This is a genomic window from Flavisolibacter ginsengisoli DSM 18119 (assembly GCF_900129295.1).
Lineage (GTDB): Bacteria > Bacteroidota > Bacteroidia > Chitinophagales > Chitinophagaceae > Flavisolibacter > Flavisolibacter ginsengisoli.
The window spans coordinates 14,754-31,579 of the sequence record NZ_FQUU01000009.1; the positions used below are offsets into that span (position 1 = coordinate 14,754).

A 16,826-nucleotide genomic window follows, 5' to 3' on the forward strand; every position below is an offset into this window, starting at 1 on the left:
TATCATAAGCTGGATTAGACAAGGCAATAAATGCTTATTCGAAATTCCTTTAATCGGCATTCATTGTGTACTACAAGTTTATCTCCAAGATCGCGCACACCTCTTCATAGTAAGCTTTATATATATGCTACCCTTATATAAAGTTGTTACTTCTTTTTAGATATACATGCTCCTATCAATTGTTAAAAGCATAAAAAACAAAGAATTATGTAAGGATTATATATAATCGTGTAACAATCCTCTTTTAAATATTTCAGACCTTCATCCTGCTTTGATTTCCTTTCAACTTCCCCGTTATATAAACCGTTCCTGTAACTGTTTATCGCCAGGCAGTATTTTTCTTCAAGGGAACTATTTTTCGATAAGTGGTTTATAACAAAACTCCATAGATAGATCTTTTTATAAAACATGGAGGCATCAATAACATTAAACAACAATAAAATGATAAAGATATTCCGAGGAAGAATTACCGGTTATCACTTTGATAAATTAATCTCTTGTAATTAAAACAAGTTTAAAAAGTATATGATAAGCTCAGGAGTAAATAATTACCCAAACTCAAATACATGACAGGCAAAATAAATAATGTACTGGAAGAAACCGGGAACCAGATGCAATTCATGTCCGGGTTCTTTAAAAATATATTTCGACAGGGATTTGAATGGAATGAATTTATAAGGCAATGCTATATAATAGGATACAAGTCTTTTTCATTGGTAGGCATTACAGGTTTCATCCTTGGGTTTGTACTAACCCTACAATCTGAACCTACCCTAAAAGCATTTGGTGCAGAAAGCTTTGTACCAAGCATGGTTGCTATTTCTGTAATAAGGGAAATAGGACCTGTAATTATCGCATTAATATGCGCGGGTAAAATCTCCTCAAGTATCGGTGCGGAATTAGGAAGTATGAAGGTGAGTGAGCAAATAGATGCCATGGAAGTATCAGGAGCTAATCCAATGCAATACCTGGTAGTTCCCCGAATTCTTGCCTGCATTCTCATGATTCCTGTGTTAACCTTAATGGCAGATACCCTGGCTATACTGGGTGGATTCACTGCCTCTAACCTGGGAGGACATTTTACTTTCCTTTTATATTTCAATAAGGCTTTTGATGCCTTAACCTTTTCTGATCTGCTGCCTTCAGTTGCCAAGACCGTATTCTTTGGTTTTGCCATTGGCTTTATTGGTTGCTATAAAGGTTATAATTCTAACAGGGGAACTGAAAGCGTAGGCGTAGCTGCAAATTCTGCTGTGGTGAATGCTTCACTTTGGATCATTGTACTGGATGCTATTGCAGTGCAGCTTACAAGCATTTTTGCTTATAGTTAATAGCCAGAAACAAAATGGAAAATATTAATACAGTAAGAGCTATAAACGGAAATCATAAAGAAGCTGTTGTCCAGATTAAGGGCATGAAGAAATTCTTTGGTAAAAAGAAGGTACTGACCAATATAACCATGGACCTGTTCAAGGGTGAAAACCTGGTGGTCCTTGGGAAATCCGGACAAGGTAAATCGGTTACTATCAAATGCATCGTTGCCTTATTGAGCCACGATGAAGGAAGCCTGAAAGTATTTGGCCAGGAAGTAAAAGGATTGAAAGATGATGAATTGAAGCTTCTCAGAACAAAGGTTGGATTCTTATTCCAAAGCGCAGCCCTTTATGATTCAATGACAGTAAGGGAAAATCTGGAATTTCCTTTAACGCGGGTATTAAGAAGTACAGACATGGACATGATCAACCAACGCATAGAAGAAGTATTGGAGGGAGTTGGATTATTAGGTGCCATTGATGCAATGCCTTCAGATCTTTCGGGAGGGATGCGAAAAAGGATCGGGCTCGCCAGGACCCTGATCCTGAAACCAGAGATCATGCTCTATGATGAACCAACTACGGGCCTGGACCCTATTACCTCACGTGAAATAAGTGAGCTGATACTGGAGATGCAAAAGAAATACAAAACCTCATCTCTTATTATTACGCATGATATCGCCTGTGCAGAAATCACCGGCGACAGGATACTTGTAATGAATGATGGTGCTTTTATAGCAGAAGGAAGTTATAAGGAATTAGAAAGCTCACCCAATGACCTGGTGAGCTCATTTTTTAAATAATTAATTAATTATGAAAACAACAATGTCTCAAAAGACCCGGATAGGCCTGTTTACAGTAATAGGTGTATTGATCCTGGTAGCCGGCATCTTTATTATTGGAAAAAAGAAAAATCTTTTTGGAGATACTTTTCATATTTATGGCACATTCAATAATGTTGGAGGTTTACAGGTTGGAAATAATATCAGGTTTGCAGGGATCAATGTTGGTACCGTAGAAGATATATCAATCATATCGGACACCATGATCCGTGTGGATATGGTATTGCAGTCGAAGATCAAACCCTTTTTAAAATCCACTTCTTTTGCCAGCATTGGCTCGGATGGATTAATGGGAGATAAATTGATCACTATTACAGCAGGTGCAGCCAATACTGTAGTTCTAGCCAACGGTAGCAGGATACTTACTATTAATCCTATGGATTTTGATAAAAGCATCGCCAAACTAACCAAGGTTGCATCTAATGCAGAAATTATTTCGGGTGAGCTGGCAGCAATTACCATACAAATCAGGGAAGGTAAGGGTAGTATGGGCAGGTTATTGTACCATGATGACCTGGCTAAAGGATTAGAAGGAACCATGCAGAATGCACAAAATCTCACAGGTTCCCTGGCAGACATTACAGGTGAGATCAAAGCCGGTAAAGGGTCATTAGGCAGGTTGCTTTACAATGATACTTTAGCAAAAAGCCTGGAGGGTACAGCAGCACACGCCAGCACCACAATGGCAACCATTAATGATGCAGCTTTCGGTTTTAGTGAAAACATGAAAGCACTGCAGGGCAACTTTTTATTTAAAGGCTATTTTAAAAGACAGGCCAAAGCAAAAGAAAAAGCTGCGGCTATTGCTGCTGTTAATATAGACAGTACAGATATAGAGATGAACGATGCAGATTTGGCAGAAATTGAAGCAGCGGCACAAAAAGCACAACAGGCTATTATAGACAGGAAAAAGAAAGAAAAGGAAAAGCAATAATATCCTGACCAACCGTATCCTACAGAAAACCTATGTTCATGAATACGAATGAGGAAAATATCATAGGTTATTTAAATCACACTAATCAAATATTTCATTAATAATTCAATTATATGTCTGGAAAAAACAAAAAACAATTTGGTATCTGGATGGATTCGCACCAGGCGACCATTATTGGCAGAGAAAATATAAACAGTGGAGATTTTGTTGTCATCGCCAATGAGATCAATCCCGTCAGCGGAGGTAATTCCAATGAAAATGCAGCTAATAATTCTGAAAGAACAATGCAAGATAAATTCTTTAAAGAGATAACTACTCATATGCAAAATGCAGAAGAATTACATGTAACCGGCACTGGCCAGGTACAGGAACAATTTATCAATTACCTTGCTACAACTCCACAGTTTAAAAACACTGTGGCAAACCAAAGTACATCCAATAAAATGGGTGAGGAAAAGTTGGTTGAATATATATCAGCAAGGTTTAATTAAGCCTTTCTATTAATATTCGATAATGGCTGTTTCAGTATTCCTGAAACAGCCATTGTTTTTTTATGGAACTTGCTATCACTTGTTCTCATTATCAATACAACTACTACCATATATATTCATGCAAAGCTAAAAACTGAATAGCGTTATGTTAGAAAGCATAAAAAAGCCATGGAATAAAAATTCCATGGCTCTGGATCTGGTTCTTTCCCAGGTAAAGGATATTAATACATTAATCTAATTATTTGCCAGCTTCTGCTTTAGCCTCAGCCTTCATTTTATCATTAGCAGTAATAACAAATTCAACACGCCTGTTAGAAGCACTTCCTTCCTCAGTATCATTGGTTGCTATAGGATCTGTTTCACCCTTTCCAATAGCCGTTAAACGTGCTTTATCAATTCCAATCTGGCTGACATAATTTGTAACAGCGGTAGCACGGCTTTCAGACAGTGTTTGATTATAACTTTCAGATCCCTTGCTATCCGTATGCCCGATCACAGTAATGTTTGTTTCAGGATATTTGAGCAAGATGTTTTTTAGCTTATCAAGATTTGTTTTGGCAGTTGCATTTAAATCTGAACGGTCATACGCAAATAAAACCTTCTCTTTAAATTTAATCACAATTCCCTCACCTTCTCTGATCACTTCAGCATCACCCATTTCTTTAGCTATTTCTTCTGCCTGCTTATCCATTTTATGTCCAATTACTCCTCCGGCAACTCCACCTGCAGCTGCACCAATAATAGCACCCATTGCCGTATTTCCCATGGAATGACCTACCACACCACCAATCACGGCACCACTGGTTCCACCTATTACAGCCCCTTTTTGAGACTTAGTCATGGTTTTACATCCTGAAAGAAGTATTGCTAAAATTGTAACCAATAAGGTAAGACTCATTATTCCCTGTTTCATAGTGAGCTTATTCTTCCTGGTTGCAATAACGAGATAACTGTTTGACATTTTTTTGTATTTACCCTGCCGGTAGAATAACCTGCAAGAAATGTAATGTAAGCTTAACAATCAGTGAAATATGTTAAGAGCTTGCTTTAAATGAATACATTTTTGAGCTTAACATAGAAGGGAAATATAAGGGTCCGGATGAGGTTGAAAATAAGCATGTTGCTTACCTTTTTATGAAAATAGGATCATGCCATTTGTTTATTTCTACTGCCATTAATCTTCATATCCACTTTTAATAATGGTTGCAATTATTTTAAATTGTTTATTAGCATTGAAGCAGTGTGATGCATGTGCAGGAATAATGATCCCTTCACCTAATCTCAGGTTATATTTCTTATTATTGATAATAAGCTGTGCCTCCCCGTCAATTACCTGGATGAAAGTATCAAAAGGAGAAGTTTTCTCAGCTAATTCTTCCCCGGCATCCATTGCCATTACGGTTATGTTTCCTGTGCTTTTTTTGATTATTGTTTTTATCAAGGTAGAATTAGCTATGTATTCCAGTATTTCCACTATAATGTGCGCTTTCGACTTTGCCAGTTCAGTTGTATCTGTATGCATGCCCATAGAATTTAATTTAAGAATTCCATGTAAAGATCACACTATGCAATCAGATAATTGTTACACCATTACGTAAAGAAATTGTATGATTCAATGATTACTTCTATTTAACAATTATAATGAGGTCAAAGGTTTTCCAATGCAATAAACCTTTTATGCTTCATTTTCTTAAAAAAAGAAGGCGTTAAACCTGTAACTTTTTTAAACTGGTTGGAAAGATGTGCTACGTTACTGTAATGAAGCTTATCAGCAATTTCTGTTAGGCTCATTTCATTATAAATCAACAGCTCTTTGGCACGTTCTATTTTATGCGAAATGATAAAGTGTTCAATAGTTGTTCCTTTTACTTCAGAAAATAGATTGGAAAGATAATTGTAATCGTAGTTTAGTTTCTCAGCCAAATAACTTGAAAAGTTCCATACAGGAGGCTCATCACTATAGTGAATCATTTCAACTACTATATTCTTAATTTTTTCAATAAGCATACTTTTCTTATCCTCCATAACTTCCAGACCGAACTTCAACAACGCAGCTTGAAGATCTGCTTTCTGATATGGTGAAAGGACTTCATTAATTTCCACCTCACCCAGATCAACATAAATAATATGCAGTCCTAGTTGTTCCAATACTGACCTAACGATCATTTTGCAACGAAGGCTTACCATATTTTTAATTAACAGCTTCAATACTTTTCAAATATTTATGTTTACTTCAATTCCAGGGGAAAAAATAGGCAGGATATAACTAAAGCACCGAAAGTTACTTCTAAAAAAATAGGTTTTACAAGAATCGACGTTAAACTTCCCAATCAGTAAACTTTATAACATTTACTGCCAAAGGTGTAATAGATAATCCCTGCAATGAAATGATCTTTACATCGTAAAAGTTTTCTTATTAAAATGTCCACTTAAACTATTAATTAATCCCTTGGAAATCAAATTCTGATACAATAACTGCCATATATTAATTAACACCCATACTGACCACTTGGGATTAAATATGGTTAATTATCAATACCAATAAAAATCACCACCATTTATGCCCATTCATATTCCTTATATATTACTAATAGATGATGATGAAGATGACCTGGAAATACTTTCCTCTTCTCTTAAACTCCTGGGACTTAATATAAAAATATTTAACGCTGGTGACAAAGCTTTAGCTTATTTGGATTCAAAAATCGGGGCATTACCCATCTTAATTATTTTAGATTATAATATGCCAAGAATTAATGGTGAACAGGTGTTGCTTTTATTGAAAAGTAATGCATACACAAGAAATATCCCGGTTATTATGTATTCTACCACTATGTCCCCTATTTTTGAACATGCCATTATGGACCTGGGTGCCATGGCGTGCTTTACAAAACCATCCAGTTATTCTGATTTTAAAAAACAGGCAGGATTATTCAGGGACCTAGCTGTTTTATTTACACCTGTTACAATCATGAATTAAACTCCTGGATAAGCCATCAAACTGGCAAAAACATTTTTCTTTTTTTACTTCGCGGGGATTAATATGGCCATTTTTAACAGGAAGTGATGGTGATCATATGTGATCTTCCATAACTAATAGAAATTGAATAGGTGTAGAGAATTTTATCTGTTCATAAAATATCTTGAACTTTAAGGAATAACCTCATTCCATGTGGCCATTCAAAAAGCTCAATTCATTTGTACAATGGCTCCTCATGATCTTCCTGATCCTGGTGTTTGGAATTACAGGCTACATGATAGTTGAGGGATACAGCTTCTTTGATGCCCTTTACATGGCCGTTATTACTATATCTACGATTGGATATTACGAGGTGAGGCCTTTAACTGCAAACGGAAGGATCTTCAATATCATATTTATTATTACTTCCTTTACTACATTTACCTACGTATTGGCCAGGCTGACCCAATACATTCTCAGCGGTGAATTGGCGCACTATTTTACAACCAAACGACTTATGCAACAGTTAGCTAAAAAAGATAAGCATGTTATATTATGCGACTATGGACGTAATGGTCACCAGGCGGCTAAAACCCTGAAAGCTCACAAAATAGATTTTGTGATCATTGAGAAAAATGCAGTCAATATGCAAAACGTTGACGATCCCTCACTGGTTTTCATGATTGGAGATGCAACAGAAGATGAGATGCTAGTAAAAGCAGGCATAGAAAGAGCCAGTACTCTTTTGACCAGTTTACCGGACGATGCTGATAATGTATTCATAGTTTTATCTGCGAGGTCACTCAATTCACACCTGAATATCATTAGCCGTGCATCCAATATCAGCGCAACTACCAAATTATATAAAGCAGGTGCCAATCACGTAGTGATGCCGGATCTGATCGGTGGCACCCATATGGCTACGCTGGTATCCAAACCTGATGTCATTGAATTCATTGATTTTCTATCGGGCGAAGACGGTGAATCGATACATATTGAAGCAGTGAGCTATAATAAGCTGCCCTCCAATATCCGGGATACATCACTAAAGCATATTATGAACTGGAAGAAAACGGGCGTAAACTGCATAGGCATCAAGGATGTAAATGGCAAGTTTCTCATCAATCCCCCAGAAGAAACCATTATCACAAAAGATATGAAAGTAATTGTGCTAGGCACAAAAGAACAAATAGCAGAGATGAAGAAAAATGTTGGTGAATAGGCGATGCTACTTCCGTCAGCTTTTTAACAAAGTAGCCCTGATACTTTCTTTTGAAAAGTATATCACTGATTAAAGTCAGGTTTTATTAATACAATTATTTTCGTAGGGCACCAGGTTCACTACTTATTGTGCTACATGCTTTTCTTCTTTCATGTGTCGCAGCCGGTCATATTCTTCTTCTTCAGAAAAAAGTTTGGGAGAACTGAAGTCAAAGATATAATGGAATACCAGGCCTATTCCCCAACCTGCCAAAGGCCATATGGGCCATGGATAGCCCTGTCCTGTCATCCACCATAAAAGCCATAAAGTAGCATTGATCACACAAAAAACCACCAGGTGACGCCTGAATTCCACGCGCTTCCGGGCTAATTCACGCAATTGCGTTTCAGACAAGTTTTGCATATAATTCAATTTAACTGGTTTTGCTAATAATGGCAAGATAACTGAACCCCATAACCTGGAATAGAACCATCATCAGTGGTTTATATGCTTGTGGTCACCCCACTATATTTTGGATCTCCAAACCGAGCAAGTTCCTATAATTCAAATGGCCAAAGCTGAAGCGTGGCAACTAATTACTCAACAGTAAATTTTCCGGGTAGATTTTGTTAAGCCGTGCTAAAAAGAGGTGTTTTATATTCGAAGCATAATGTTTGAATTATTGCATCAAAAGTTTGCTGAAAAGATCTCATTAACAGAAGAGGAATTCAATTATTGCAAATCCTTATTCAAGCCCAAAAAACTGCGTAAACGGCAGTATTTTTTGCAGGAAGGTGATGTGTGTAAATACCAGGCATTCATTGAAAAAGGTATCTTACGATCCTATACCATAGATGAAAAAGGCTCAGAACATATATTGCAATTTGCAACAGAAGGATGGTGGATGGCTGACCTTTCAAGCTATGTTACCGGCGAATCCTCCCTATTTAATATTCAAGCCATTGAAGCTTCAGAACTATTACTAATCAGCAAACCTTCCTGGGATGAATTGATGCTTAGCATTCCGAAATTTGAACACTATTTCCGCATACTTATTCAGAATCACCTTGTAGCTACGCAAAAAAGACTCATGCAATCCTTAAGCGAAACTGCTGAAGAGAAATATAACAAGTTCAGCAAGACCTACCCTGATTGCCTGCAACGAGTACCAAAACATATGATCGCATCTTACCTGGGTGTAAGCAGGGAAACTTTAAGTCGCCTGCGTAAGAACATCATCCTTTAAATTATATGTGACATAGGTCACAGTTATTACTTACCTAATCTCAATGGAGTGAGCCCATCCCCGGTTGTAGTTTTGTAATACAATAAAAACAAACAACAATGGCAAATATCAAATGGGTTATAGACCCTACACATTCAGAGATCCAGTTTAAAGTAAAACACCTCATGATCACAACAGTTACGGGGTATTTTAAAAAATTTGATCTTCAGGTAGAAACCAGGACAGATGACTTTTCCACAGCAAGCAAGATTGAATTTACAGCAGACATTAGTTCAATAGATACGAATAACGAGCAAAGAGATACGCACCTGAAATCCGCTGATTTTTTTGATGCATCAAACTTTGATCAAATACGCTTCGTGGGCACACAATATGAAATTGATGTTGATGAGGCTATATTACACGGCTCGCTGACCATCAAAGGGGTTACCAAACCAATCACATTGCATATTGAACAAGGTGGAATGGTTGTAGATCCTTATGGTCAAACTAAAGCAGGATTTACTGTTACCGGAAAGATCAGCCGTAAGGAATTCGGGTTAACGTGGAATGCGGTAACCGAAGCAGGTAATGTTGTAGTGAGTGATGACATTAAAATACATGCAGAGATACAGCTGGTAAAACAAACTGTGGCTGTTAATGCTTAATATAATTAGTATGGAAAATAAAATATTAGGGCTACATCATATAACTGCAATAGCAAGTGATGCCCAACGCAATTATAATTTTTATACTAAAGTATTAGGTTTCAGGCTGGTGAAAAAGACTGTCAATTTTGATGACCCTGGAACCTACCATTTTTATTATGGTGATGAAACGGGTACACCAGGCTCCATCCTTACCTTCTTTCCCTGGGAAGGCATCCAAAAAGGACGCGCAGGAACAGGCATGGCAACAGAGATAAGTTATTCGGTGCCAAAGGGAAGCCTGGACTTCTGGACTAAAAGATTTCAGGAAAACAATGTTAAGTATCAACCTGTAATTGAACGTTTTGGAGAGCGATACCTTCCTTTTGAAGACAGGGATGGCTTACTTCTAAACCTTGTAGAAACAGGTGAATCTGATAACAGGAAACCATGGACCATCCCCGGTATAGGAATTTCAGAAGCTGCAAAAGGATTTCATAGCACAGTGTTGACAGTGAAAAATAGCGCACCAACAATAAAAGTGGTTACAGATGTACTGGGTTATAATTTACATAGCCAGGAAGCAAACAGGTATCGGTTTGTAACCGACGCTATTGCCAGCGCTAACATTATAGATTTGGTGGAAGAGCCAAATGGCCATACTGGTAGTAATGCCGGGGGCACCAATCACCACATCGCCTTTAGAGTGAAAGATGACAGCCTTCTTAAGGAATTCAGGGAAAAAGTGCTCAAAGCAGGACTTCAGATAACGGAAAAGATAGACCGCAATTATTTTTATTCGATGTACTTCCGCGAACCAGGTGGTATATTGTTTGAACTTGCAACCGATAATCCTGGTTTTGCCATAGATGAAACAGTAGAGGAATTGGGAACACATTTGATGCTTCCTGCACAATATGAAAGAAGCCGGAAAAAAATAGAAGAAATATTGCCGGTACTTCAACCATGATACAGAGAAATACTAAACAGTTTTAGATACATTACCTGATGACTCTTTAATTGATCTTTATGAATCAACTTATTACCGGTATCCATCATGTGACGGCCATAGCCAGCAATGCGCAAAAGAATATAGATTTTTATACTGGTGTTCTGGGGTTGCGACTTGTAAAGAAAACTGTCAATTTTGATGGTCCTGATGTCTACCATTTTTATTATGGAGATGAAACGGGTAATCCAGGCACCATACTTACATTCTTTCCCTACCAGGGCCTGGTGAATGGAAGGCATGGTAAGGGAATGCTCAATACAACATCGTTTTCTGTACCTTCTTCTTCTATTAATTTCTGGCTTGACAGGCTTAGGCGTTTTGATATCAATTACAAAAAGCCACAGGAACGGTTTATAGGTGAAGTGGTCATTTATTTTGAAGATGAAGATGGTCTGGGATTGGAATTGGTTTTCAATGACATTGATACCAGGAGAGGTTTTTCAACCGGGCCTGTTCCTGAAGAACATGCAATTAAGGGCTTATATAATGTGGAGATATGGGAAGAAGGATATGAGCGCACAGGAGGTCTGTTAACAACACAGTTGGACCACCAACTGATCGGTGAAAAAGGAAACCGGTTTAGGTTTGCCGCGAAAGATGCCCCCGGCAACTATGTTGATGTTCTTTGTTCACCAGACTCTCTCAAAGGTCTAACGGGAAGTGGTATAGTTCATCATATAGCCTTTGCTACGCCAGATGCAACAACGCAAGCTGAAGTACGCCTGCGTATGGTACAGAGAATGCTCAACCCTACCCCTGTACTTGACAGGTCATATTTTACTTCTATTTATTTCCGTGAACCAGGCGGTGTATTATTTGAAGTGGCTACATCAGGTCCGGGATTTGGAATTGATGAAACACAAGCTAACCTGGGTAAGACATTGAAGTTGCCACCACAATTTGAAGCAGACCGTGAGAAGATAGAAAGTGCCCTGGCACCCATTACAGTAAACACTGACAAATACAGATAAAAATATGCACACGAAAAACAATAAAACAGCAGGAAGAGAATTGACCAAAGACAGCAAAGTGCTGGTCATGATTCATGGGCGTGGCGGCAGTGCAGAAGATATACTATCACTATCAGCACACCTCGATGTTAAAGACTTTACATTAATGGCGCCTCAGGCCACAAATCATAGCTGGTATCCATATTCATTCATGGCCCCTTTATCCCAAAATGAACCCTGGCTTACCTTAGCATTAACCCTGTTGAAAGACATGGTCAAAGACCTTAGCTACAAAGGAATTCCCACTGAGAAGATATATTTTTTAGGCTTTTCCCAGGGAGCATGCCTGGCATTGGAATTTGTAACCCGGAATGCCACCCGGTATGGTGGAGTAGTTGCCTTCACAGGCGGATTGATTGGAGATAAAATTTATACTGAACATTATAATGGTGATTTTGCGCAAACACCGGTGTTCATAGGTACGGGTGACCCGGACCCGCATGTGCCAGTGGAAAGAGTTTATGCCACTACCAATATCCTGAAAGATATGAATGCTTCAGTAATGGAAAAGGTATATACCGGTATGGGACATACGATCAACCAGGATGAAATTGAAAAGGCCAATCAAACTATTTTCAATGCAGCAACCATCCAACAATAAATAAATAAACTTAAAATACTATTTGGGTATTTATTCAATTGTGATACTTACCCTAAACAGTTAAAATAATCAACATGAAATCGCAGCTGTTTTTAAAATCAGATAGAGGATTAAAAGATATAGGTTGGCTGAAGAGCAATTTTTATTTCAGCTTTAGTGAATATTACCATCCTGTGAGAAGCGCTTTTGGAACGCTTGTAGCTTTCAATGATGATCACGTACAAGCAGGGAAAGGATTTGGCATACATCCTCATACCAATATGGAGATCATTTCGGTATTACTGAAAGGAAAGATGAATCACATAGACACTATGGGGTACAAGACCATTATTGAAGCAGGAGATGTACAGATCATGAGTGCAGGAACGGGCTTAAAACATGAGGAATACAACATTGGTGAGGATGAGGTGAACTTTCTGCAGATTTGGATAGAACCCAAGCTGCAGAACATTCCACCGCGTTACCAGCAACGCAGTTTTCCAAAAGAAAACCGGAAAAACCAACTAAAGACTATTGTATCAGGTGATGAAGGACCCAAACATTGCTGGATCAACCAGAATTCCAGGTTATCACTGGGATACTTTGATACTGCACAGGAAATTGTTTACCAATTTCAGCCTGTCAACAAATGCCTCTTCATCTTTTTACTGGAAGGAAAGATAAGAGTAAATGGTACTGATCTTTCTCCTAGAGATGGTATCGGCATATGGGAAACGGACTCCGTGCCTATTCATTGCGAAGCTGGTTCTGAATTTTTGATCATTGAAACACCTATAAACCAGAAGTAAACAATTTGGCGCTTATGAGGTAATGCAAAACCTACGACACATTTATTGTTTTATCAAACCAAATTGATAGATATAGGCAGGCTGTCCATGCTTGCCCTCCGTACTAATATATAAATTACCTGAAGGGTCAAAGCTGATACCTTCGGGCTGTTCCAGCAGGTCTTTATCTAAATAAGTGAAAGACTTTAATTGGCCATCATGGCTGAACTGTGCCATGCATTTAGTGTCCTTGGTTGAAATGACATAGATATCGTGTGTGGCAGGATGAATGGCAACACCTGATGGAAAGAACTTTACTTTATCCCCGCTCATGGCCTTCAGGTCTTTGCTTTCAATAACCAGGAAAGGCTTCTCGAGCAACTTTTCACTTTTAATATCGAGTTCATATAAGGCACGGGCCGATTTTTTTTCATCTGCTAAACCTGATTCATTTTTGCATGCTATCAAAAGGTTACCTGTAACAGGATCATAGGCCAATCCTTCCGTATTGTTTTTCTTGTCAAGGCCTGTTTCGATCTCTTTTACCTGCTTGCCCTTTTTCCAATCTGTGATCTTAAAAATACTACCATGACTCCATAAGGCATATGCATCATTTCCTATCACTGCCACATCTTCAATATCAAACTTATCCTTTGCGGTTTCGTAAAAAGAAACGGTATCAGCTATGCTTGCTTTTCCTTTGTCAAGGTTTAAGGTATACAGAGTGGGATGAAGGTCTTCAATAGCAAGGATATGATTGTTATCAATTTTTACAATCCCAGAGATCTCATTGAGTTGAGGCGGAAGTTCCCATTTGTTTACAGGCTTTGACATATCATACGTGCCCGCAGAACTAACTGCTACTGCTCTACCCGCTACTAAAGCTTTGTCGTTATCCTTTTTATCCTTGTTATTGTTAACGCATGAGCTTAATATAATTAAGCTTAAAAAAACATATTTAGTGAGGTATTGGATAGACATGAAAGTAATTTTAAGTACTATAGAAAATATAATGCCTGAGACAAGAAACGGAATTTATTCAAGTACTAGTATGTTTATTTAACGATTTACTTTAATAGTTGTCCATGTGGATGAAATGTTGAACGAGGTAATCAGCAGGTTCCACATGCAAATAATTATACATAAGGCTTATAGTTGAGGCTATATATTATGCGTATAGGAATTATGTTCTTTAGCTGATAAATTATTTAAATAACACTTCTTTGGTTAATAGATTCTATACAGGAAAACAGCAATGGGTAAATTTGCATTTCCTTTTTTTAGATGAATTATAAAAAGATAGATACAATAACAGCTTCAGCCGAACCTTCCATATGAAAAAACAAAGGACAGCCTACTCTATATTAGAACTTGCTATTGTTTCGCAGGGAGAAACAATAAAACAGACCCTTAATAACTCACTTACCTTAGCAAAAAAGGCGGAAGAATATGGTTACAAGCGAATATGGTTTGCAGAGCATCATAATTCAGACAATATAGGCAGCAGCGCTACCTCATTACTCATTGGATATATTGCAGAAAACACGAAAACCATCAGGGTAGGCTCAGGTGGCATCATGCTTCCTAACCATTCACCTTTGATAATTGCAGAACAGTTTGGCACGCTTGCCCATTTATATCCTGGTAGAATTGATCTTGGTCTTGGCAGAGCGCCGGGCACTGATCAGCAAACAGCCCAGGCTATTCGGTCAGATTTTATGCAGGCAGCGCAATTATTTCCAGACGAAGTGGCTAAAATTGAAGGATACTTTTCATTGGAAAATAAAAAATCTAATGTTAGGGCACCCATTGCTGAAGGCACGCATGTTCCTATTTATATATTAGGATCAAGTACTGATAGTGCACATTTGGCGGCTAAGAAAGGGTTGCCATATGCTTTTGCCAGCCACTTTGCATCAACTTACCTAACCCAGGCTTTAAAGATTTATAAAGAAGAATTTCAGCCTTCTGAATTTTTAAGTCATCCTTATACTATGGCTGGGGTAAATGTTTATATAGCAGATACAGACCAGGAAGCAGAAAGAATGTTCACGAGCTTAATCAGGATGTTTGTTGGAATATTAACCGGGAACAGGCAACCCTTACTCCCTCCAACAGAAATGACTGAAGAATTGAAAGAGCTGTTTCAACATCCTGCTGTTTATCAAATGCTGAAATACTCATTTGTAGGTTGCAAACAAACGGTCAAGAATAGCATACAGGCATTTCTTGATCAAACTGGTGTGAATGAATTGATAGCTGTATCAGCTATGTACGATATAAATGACCGGATAAAATCTGCCCGACTATTTGCAGAAATCATGAAGGAGACAAATGAAGGGGAATAAAATACTTTCGCTTCGTTACTTAACTAAGAATGCTTCCGATTCCAATAATTTATAAGCACTTTACAAATGGATAACAAGTTTTAGCTTTTTTATTTTCCGATACAGAACTTACTAAAAATATAATCCAGTTGATCTTCGTTTGTAATTTCTCCTGTTATTTCACCTAAGTATTGCAGGCACCTGCGAATATCAAGTGAAAGGAGATCGCCAGGAATCTTATTGTGCAATCCTTCAATCACGTCATTCAATGCTGCATGCACTTCGTTGAGCGCATGAAAATGGCGTGCATTGGTAACGATGACACTTTCATTGCTGACATCTTTTTGAAAGACCATGTCTACCATTCTCTCCTTCAACACTTCCAGGTGCAATCCACTCTTTGCTGAAATAAAAATGACACCGCTTGTATATGTAAATTTCTCACGGGCAGAATGTTCATCTACCAGGTCTACCTTATTGCCAACCAACAGGAAGTGAATTTCTTCCCTGTTCAATTCATCTATGGTTTCGGAAAGATCTCCAGGCAATTCTTCATTCACATCAAATAAGTACAAGACTACATCGGCCTGTTTTCTTTTCTGCAGGCTCTTTTCGATACCTACTGTTTCTATCAGGTCATCTGAGTGATTGCGGATGCCGGCTGTATCAATCAAACGGAAAAGAATACCATCTATATTGAGCACTTCCTCAATAGTATCACGTGTGGTACCGGGAATTTCGCTTACTATCGCCCTGTCTTCATTTAACAGCGCATTCAACAATGTTGACTTCCCTGCATTAGGCTTACCGATAATAGCCACGCTGACACCATTCTTTATCACGTTGCCCAGTTGAAAGGACTGCATTAACCTGCCTGTATGTTCCCTCGCATTGGTTACCAGTTCGAGTAACCTGGACCTGTCAACGAACTCCACATCTTCCTGGGAAAAATCCAGCTCTAATTCTATAAGGGCCGAGAATTGAATAAGTTGCTCCCGCAGGTCTTTTAACGCCTGGGAAAAGCCTCCCCTGATGTTATTCAGAGCTGTTTTATGAGATGCCTGGGTATTACTAGCTATCAGGTCAGCCACTGCTTCAGCCTGCGTAAGATCGAGCTTTCCATTTAAAAAGGCCCTCTGGGTAAATTCCCCCGGCTTTGCCAAACGTGCGCCATGTTCAATACATGTATCTATCACCTGCTGATGAATGAAGGGAGAACCATGGCAGCTGATCTCTATTACATCTTCCCCTGTATATGATCTGGGACCTTTGTAGAGTGATACTACTACCTCATCAAGGATCTTATCACCATTTTTAAGGAAACCAACATGGATTGTATGACTGGCTTGCTTTTCAAGGTTTTTGGAAGGGAATAAATCATTGATTATGGAAATGGCCTTTTCACCACTTAACCTGATCACACCAATAGCTCCAATGCCTGGTGGGGTAGCCAGTGCAACTATTGTATCATTCCAGCCAGATAATTTCAAACTCATG

The 16,826-nt window shown here is 38.3% G+C and carries 19 protein-coding genes; 13 read left to right on the top strand and 6 right to left on the bottom strand.

All coding sequences use genetic code 11. The features are described from left to right. Nucleotides 1-566: 566 nt before the first annotated feature. From BUA53_RS11255 to BUA53_RS11270, 4 genes are all read left to right on the top strand, one after another. Nucleotides 567-1,331 carry an MlaE family ABC transporter permease gene (locus tag BUA53_RS11255; RefSeq protein WP_072835482.1) on the top strand — a complete coding sequence of 255 codons (765 nt, stop codon included), beginning with the start codon at nucleotides 567-569 and terminating at the stop codon, nucleotides 1,329-1,331. Nucleotides 1,332-1,345: 14 nt separating this feature from the next. After that, nucleotides 1,346-2,116, top strand: coding sequence for an ABC transporter ATP-binding protein (locus BUA53_RS11260; RefSeq protein ID WP_072835483.1), 771 nt, complete (start codon nucleotides 1,346-1,348; stop codon nucleotides 2,114-2,116). A 10-nt stretch (nucleotides 2,117-2,126) separates the two neighbouring features. After that, nucleotides 2,127-3,089: an MlaD family protein gene (locus tag BUA53_RS11265; protein ID WP_084080010.1), complete on the top strand. Its 963-nt coding sequence runs from the start codon at nucleotides 2,127-2,129 to the stop codon at nucleotides 3,087-3,089. Nucleotides 3,090-3,202: 113 nt separating this feature from the next. After that, complete coding sequence (locus tag BUA53_RS11270) at nucleotides 3,203-3,580, top strand: hypothetical protein (RefSeq protein ID WP_072835485.1); 378 nt, start codon at nucleotides 3,203-3,205, stop codon at nucleotides 3,578-3,580. A 238-nt stretch (nucleotides 3,581-3,818) separates the two neighbouring features. Here BUA53_RS11270 and BUA53_RS11275 read toward each other — a convergent pair whose 3' ends face one another. The 3 genes from BUA53_RS11275 to BUA53_RS11285 all read right to left on the bottom strand — a co-directional run bounded on the left by BUA53_RS11275 (nucleotide 3,819) and on the right by BUA53_RS11285 (nucleotide 5,728). Further along, entirely contained in the window at nucleotides 3,819-4,541 is a 723-nt protein-coding gene (locus tag BUA53_RS11275; RefSeq protein WP_245793091.1) for a YiaD family glycine zipper/OmpA-like lipoprotein, read from the bottom strand. A gap of 213 nt (nucleotides 4,542-4,754) precedes the next feature. Then, complete coding sequence (locus tag BUA53_RS11280) at nucleotides 4,755-5,102, bottom strand: cupin domain-containing protein (protein WP_217652987.1); 348 nt, start codon at nucleotides 5,100-5,102, stop codon at nucleotides 4,755-4,757. Between the two features lie 125 nt (nucleotides 5,103-5,227). Beyond that, a complete protein-coding gene (locus BUA53_RS11285; RefSeq protein ID WP_317041268.1) occupies nucleotides 5,228-5,728 on the bottom strand; it encodes a helix-turn-helix domain-containing protein in 501 nt (166 codons plus the stop codon). Between the two features lie 412 nt (nucleotides 5,729-6,140). Between BUA53_RS11285 and BUA53_RS11290 the strand changes: the two genes are divergently transcribed. Beyond that, nucleotides 6,141-6,560, top strand: coding sequence for a response regulator (locus BUA53_RS11290; RefSeq protein WP_072835488.1), 420 nt, complete (start codon nucleotides 6,141-6,143; stop codon nucleotides 6,558-6,560). Nucleotides 6,561-6,750: 190 nt separating this feature from the next. Further along, on the top strand, nucleotides 6,751-7,761 hold the full coding sequence (locus tag BUA53_RS11295) for a potassium channel family protein (RefSeq protein WP_072835489.1): 1,011 nt from the start codon (nucleotides 6,751-6,753) through the stop codon (nucleotides 7,759-7,761). 123 nt (nucleotides 7,762-7,884) lie between these two features. Here the strand turns inward: BUA53_RS11295 and BUA53_RS11300 are convergent, their stop codons facing one another. After that, on the bottom strand, nucleotides 7,885-8,163 hold the full coding sequence (locus tag BUA53_RS11300; protein ID WP_084080012.1) for a 2TM domain-containing protein: 279 nt from the start codon (nucleotides 8,161-8,163) through the stop codon (nucleotides 7,885-7,887). 247 nt (nucleotides 8,164-8,410) lie between these two features. Here BUA53_RS11300 and BUA53_RS11305 point away from each other — a divergent pair, with 247 nt between their 5' ends. The 6 genes from BUA53_RS11305 (at nucleotide 8,411) to BUA53_RS11330 (ending at nucleotide 13,023) form a co-directional block, all read left to right on the top strand. Next, the gene (locus BUA53_RS11305; RefSeq protein ID WP_072835490.1) at nucleotides 8,411-8,986 is read left to right on the top strand and encodes a Crp/Fnr family transcriptional regulator; all 576 of its coding nucleotides are present in this window, start codon (nucleotides 8,411-8,413) and stop codon (nucleotides 8,984-8,986) included. A gap of 98 nt (nucleotides 8,987-9,084) precedes the next feature. Continuing rightward, on the top strand, nucleotides 9,085-9,633 hold the full coding sequence (locus BUA53_RS11310) for a YceI family protein (protein ID WP_072835491.1): 549 nt from the start codon (nucleotides 9,085-9,087) through the stop codon (nucleotides 9,631-9,633). Nucleotides 9,634-9,643: 10 nt separating this feature from the next. Beyond that, a complete protein-coding gene (locus tag BUA53_RS11315; protein WP_072835629.1) occupies nucleotides 9,644-10,582 on the top strand; it encodes a ring-cleaving dioxygenase in 939 nt (312 codons plus the stop codon). 59 nt (nucleotides 10,583-10,641) lie between these two features. After that, complete coding sequence (locus BUA53_RS11320; RefSeq protein WP_072835492.1) at nucleotides 10,642-11,595, top strand: VOC family protein; 954 nt, start codon at nucleotides 10,642-10,644, stop codon at nucleotides 11,593-11,595. Nucleotides 11,596-11,599: 4 nt separating this feature from the next. Beyond that, complete coding sequence (locus tag BUA53_RS11325) at nucleotides 11,600-12,235, top strand: alpha/beta hydrolase (protein WP_072835493.1); 636 nt, start codon at nucleotides 11,600-11,602, stop codon at nucleotides 12,233-12,235. Nucleotides 12,236-12,309: 74 nt separating this feature from the next. Then, nucleotides 12,310-13,023, top strand: coding sequence for a pirin family protein (locus BUA53_RS11330; protein ID WP_072835494.1), 714 nt, complete (start codon nucleotides 12,310-12,312; stop codon nucleotides 13,021-13,023). Nucleotides 13,024-13,065: 42 nt separating this feature from the next. Here BUA53_RS11330 and BUA53_RS11335 read toward each other — a convergent pair whose 3' ends face one another. Beyond that, a complete protein-coding gene (locus tag BUA53_RS11335; protein ID WP_072835495.1) occupies nucleotides 13,066-13,983 on the bottom strand; it encodes an SdiA-regulated domain-containing protein in 918 nt (305 codons plus the stop codon). Between the two features lie 353 nt (nucleotides 13,984-14,336). Between BUA53_RS11335 and BUA53_RS11340 the strand changes: the two genes are divergently transcribed. Beyond that, entirely contained in the window at nucleotides 14,337-15,350 is a 1,014-nt protein-coding gene (locus BUA53_RS11340; protein WP_072835496.1) for an LLM class flavin-dependent oxidoreductase, read from the top strand. Between the two features lie 89 nt (nucleotides 15,351-15,439). Here BUA53_RS11340 and mnmE read toward each other — a convergent pair whose 3' ends face one another. Then, nucleotides 15,440-16,825: a tRNA uridine-5-carboxymethylaminomethyl(34) synthesis GTPase MnmE gene (mnmE, locus tag BUA53_RS11345; protein WP_072835497.1), complete on the bottom strand. Its 1,386-nt coding sequence runs from the start codon at nucleotides 16,823-16,825 to the stop codon at nucleotides 15,440-15,442. Nucleotide 16,826 lies beyond the last annotated feature (1 nt).